The organism is Bacillus sp. P4_D3 (assembly GCF_056401855.1).
Genome location: NZ_JBFUIN010000323.1, coordinates 1 through 3,662, shown reverse-complemented (window position 1 = coordinate 3,662; position 3,662 = coordinate 1). Strand labels below are relative to the sequence as shown.

At 34.9% G+C, this 3,662-nt stretch carries 5 protein-coding genes; 1 reads left to right on the top strand and 4 read right to left on the bottom strand.

Features of this window, described 5'->3' with window-relative positions:
* A partial coding sequence (locus tag AC1DTM_RS20310; protein ID WP_477000736.1) for a D-serine ammonia-lyase occupies positions 1–1,000 on the bottom strand: 1,000 nt, incomplete at its 3' end.
* Positions 1,001–1,143: 143 nt separating this feature from the next.
* On the opposite strand from AC1DTM_RS20310, the gene AC1DTM_RS20305 reads away from it, so the two are divergent.
* Positions 1,144–1,689, top strand: a complete 546-nt coding sequence (locus AC1DTM_RS20305) for a helix-turn-helix domain-containing protein (RefSeq protein WP_088078268.1) — start codon at positions 1,144–1,146, stop codon at positions 1,687–1,689.
* A 56-nt stretch (positions 1,690–1,745) separates the two neighbouring features.
* On the opposite strand, the gene AC1DTM_RS20300 is transcribed toward AC1DTM_RS20305, so the two are convergent.
* The 3 genes from AC1DTM_RS20300 to AC1DTM_RS20290 all read right to left on the bottom strand — a co-directional run.
* The gene (locus AC1DTM_RS20300) at positions 1,746–2,429 is read right to left on the bottom strand and encodes a prolipoprotein diacylglyceryl transferase family protein (protein WP_477000735.1); all 684 of its coding nucleotides are present in this window, start codon (positions 2,427–2,429) and stop codon (positions 1,746–1,748) included.
* Between the two features lie 14 nt (positions 2,430–2,443).
* Positions 2,444–2,998: a TlpA family protein disulfide reductase gene (locus AC1DTM_RS20295; RefSeq protein WP_002200976.1), complete on the bottom strand. Its 555-nt coding sequence runs from the start codon at positions 2,996–2,998 to the stop codon at positions 2,444–2,446.
* A gap of 18 nt (positions 2,999–3,016) precedes the next feature.
* A partial coding sequence (locus AC1DTM_RS20290; protein ID WP_477000734.1) for a cytochrome c biogenesis CcdA family protein occupies positions 3,017–3,662 on the bottom strand: 646 nt, incomplete at its 5' end.

The window sequence follows — 3,662 nt, the reverse complement described above, 5'->3', positions numbered from 1 at the left end:
CTGTTACATTATCAATCCCGATATCTTGAACGGCAATTTTATCATGAAGTCCAGTCATTAAGCCGAGTAGCATACACGGAGAGTGCGTAGGCTCAGCAAAGAAACAATGCACATTGTCTTTATACAATAACTTTAAGCCGAATGCTACTCCGCCAGGTCCCCCGCCGACTCCGCACGGAAGATAAACGAATAAAGGGTGTTCTTCATCTACTGCAATCTCTAACTCTTCTAATTGTTTTTGTAAACGCGACGCTGCTACTGCGTATCCTAAAAATAAATCATGTGAGTTTTCATCATCAACAAAATAGCAGCTAGGATCTGCATCTGCTTGCAGTCTTCCTTCTTCTACTGCTTTACTATAATCCGCTTCATATTCGATAACATTTACACCTTTACTTCTTAGTAAATCTTTTTTCCATTGTTTCGCATCTGCTGACATATGAACAGTTACATTAAATCCTAGTTTTGCACTCATAATCCCAATGCTCAGTCCTAAGTTTCCTGTCGAACCTACTGCAATAGAATATGTTGCAAAAAACTCCCTACATGTATCGCTATCTAAAATGGAGTAATCGTCTTCCTCCGTTAACATTCCATGCTGAAGTGCCAATTGTTCAGCATGTTTCAACACTTCATAAATGCCGCCCCTAGCTTTTATTGAACCTGATATTGGAAGATGACTATCACATTTTAATAATAGTTCTCCCAATATTGGCTGCCCGTAATTTTTCTCTAAAGACTGTTTCATAGAAGGTATTTTCACTAAAGGTGATTCTATAATGCCGCCCGTTTCTTGTGTTTCAGGAAAAACTTTCGCAATATATGGTGCGAAGCGCTTTAATCTCTCTTCCGCATCTTTTACATTTTCTTCATTAAGCGGCGAACCTTTTATTGCCGTTTCATACTTTTCTTTATTCGGATTCATCCAAAATACTTCTTCCGTTGCAATAAGGTTGTTTAATAGTGGGTATCGCTCTTTTAATGCCTCTATCCCCTTCATTTCTCTTCCTCCTCATATTCTTGTAGCTAGCCATATAATAAATTATAATTAATTTTAATATAGTTTAACATGAAATTCAGTTTTAGTTAATTTTAATTTAATTTATTTAAATATAATTTAATAATAATTAAGGAGCATTTATTATGGAAAATATAGATATCGGTAAAAAAATTGAAAAACAAAGAAAAGAAAAAGGATTAACTAGTAAAGAACTAGCAAAGATGGCCGAAATCACACCATCAATGCTTAGTCAAATTGAACGTGGTTCTGCTAACCCTTCCATTCAAACATTAAAGGTACTCGCAAAAGCTCTTGACGTTCCAACATTTAGTTTTTTACTTGAGGAAAATAATACAGACGATCTAATAGTGCGCTCTAATAAAAGAAAAAAAATGATTATCGATAATTTATCATATGAATTGTTATCACCTGATTTCACAGGGAATTTAGCAACAGCAATTATGACCATCCCACCGAATACTGCTTCATCAGAAAATGTGCTAGAACATAAAGGAGAAGAATTAGCATTTGTATTAGACGGGAAAATCACATTGCACTTAAATGAAGAAGAATACACATTAGAAACTGGTGATAGCGTAAAAATACCAGCTTATTTAAAACATAAATGGGTAAATCAATTCGAGAAAAATGCGATTGTTTTATTCTCTGTTACTCCGCCGATTTTTTAATTCATGTGATGATGAAAAAATAGCCATGCATGGATGCTCTCCGTACATGGCTATTTTTATTTTTTTGGTACTAATAAAATCCCTAAACTAATAACACAAAAACTGAGTATTTGCTGTATTGAAAGACCAAATAGAACTGAATTTTGTTCACTAATAAGCGAAATAATGATATGAGCAATTCCCTCGCAAATTAGAAAAAAGCTTATATTCTTTCCATTCCCTACTCTTTCATTTTTAATCCATAACGAGCCAATTATACCGAGTGCGAGTATAATCTCATACATGAAAATAGGATGATACAAAAATTTTGATTTATATATTTTCATCCCCCATGGGAGTGTCGTTTGTATACCTACTTCTTGATGGAATAGAAAATAAAAGATAATACTCACACACAATCCAAAGGGCAATGTATCAAGTAAAATTCGAAGAGAAAATTGCTCTTTTTTACTTTTCCAAACAATGTATATACTAGCCATAATAAAACCTACTATAATATGTTGAATACTTCCTACAGCTAATAATGCTTGCACCGGCGCCCCAATGGCCCATACTGGATTTAAAATTGCCGGTGCGAATTTCCATACTAATACAATGATGAGAAGACCATTCGTTACTGCATCCATCATTTTTTCATATTGAATATTTTGCTTTTTCATCCTTAGTTTCATCAGAGTAAATCCAAATAGACTTCCTATTATAAGAGAAACGGGTTGTAACCTCACCATCCACTCCATCACTATGAAATCCCCTCTTAATTCTCAATTATTTTCTTAAACTTCTCTTCTAATTGATCTGGAGGTAATACACCTCGTGCCTGATCTACAATAATTCCATCTTTATTAACAAAAAATGTCGTTGGTAAAGAGAATACTTTATAATCTAATCCAGCTACTCCGTCCATATCTAATAGAACTGGAAATTTAAATCCGTGGCGATCTGCGAATGCGCTCGCTTCTTGTACTGGATCCCCGATTGTTGCATTTACCGCAAAGATTTCAACATCCTTTTTATACTTATCATACAAACGAACTAAGTCAGGAGCCTCCATTTCACATGGGCCACACCACGATGCCCAAAAATTAATAACATATGGTTTTCCCTTTGCATCATTTAACGAATACAGCTTCCCGTCCAATCCTTTTAATGTTATGTTTGGTGCTTTAAATCCCACTTGTGGCAATACTTCTTTTTCTTGTAACTCCGCTTGTTTCGCTTTTCTTTCTTTTTCTTCTTTCTTTGTATTATAAAAATTAACCCCTGCCCAAATTAGTGCCCCGGCCAGTATAATAGCAATTAGTTTCTTCACTTTTCTTCCTCCTCATTTCTAAAATCCTGTAAATCCACCAAATATACGAATAAAGAATGCTGTAATTTTCGTCATTTGATTTGTATATAATAAAACCCCTGTTAGTATCATCATTCCACCGCCAATTTTCATCATGACATTGGCATATGTAACAATCCATTTTACCTTTCCGATAAAAAATGCCATCACGAAAAACGGAACTGCAAATCCAAGGGTGTACGCTGTAATATACAGAAGCGCACTTTCAGGATTGGTCGCACCGAGCATAAGCACTGCAGAAAATATAGGTCCAACACACGGTGTCCATCCTGCTGCATATGTCATGCCGACCAAAACTGAGCGAATATATCCTGTCGATTTACTTCTATATTGTACTTTTTTCTCTGCCATAAGCCACTTAGGCTGAATCACTCCAGTCATAAATAGCCCCATCAAAATAATAAATATCCCACCAATTTGCTGAATCAGCCTTTGATTAGATGAAAAAGTGATCCCAATCCAGCTTACTGATAAACCTAATGCATAAAAAATAACCGAGAAACCGATCATAAAAAATACTGTATGTATAATCGCTGACTTTTGCATAATTCCACGATTTTCTTTTAAATCTTGAATAGAAACACCTGTAATATATGATAAATAAGATGGATATAGCGGTAAAGAA

Coding starts and splice junctions, on each gene's coding strand:
- AC1DTM_RS20305 (WP_088078268.1), top strand. CDS start 1,144: ATGGAAAATATAGATATCGGTAAAAAAATTGAAAAACAAAGAAAAGAA.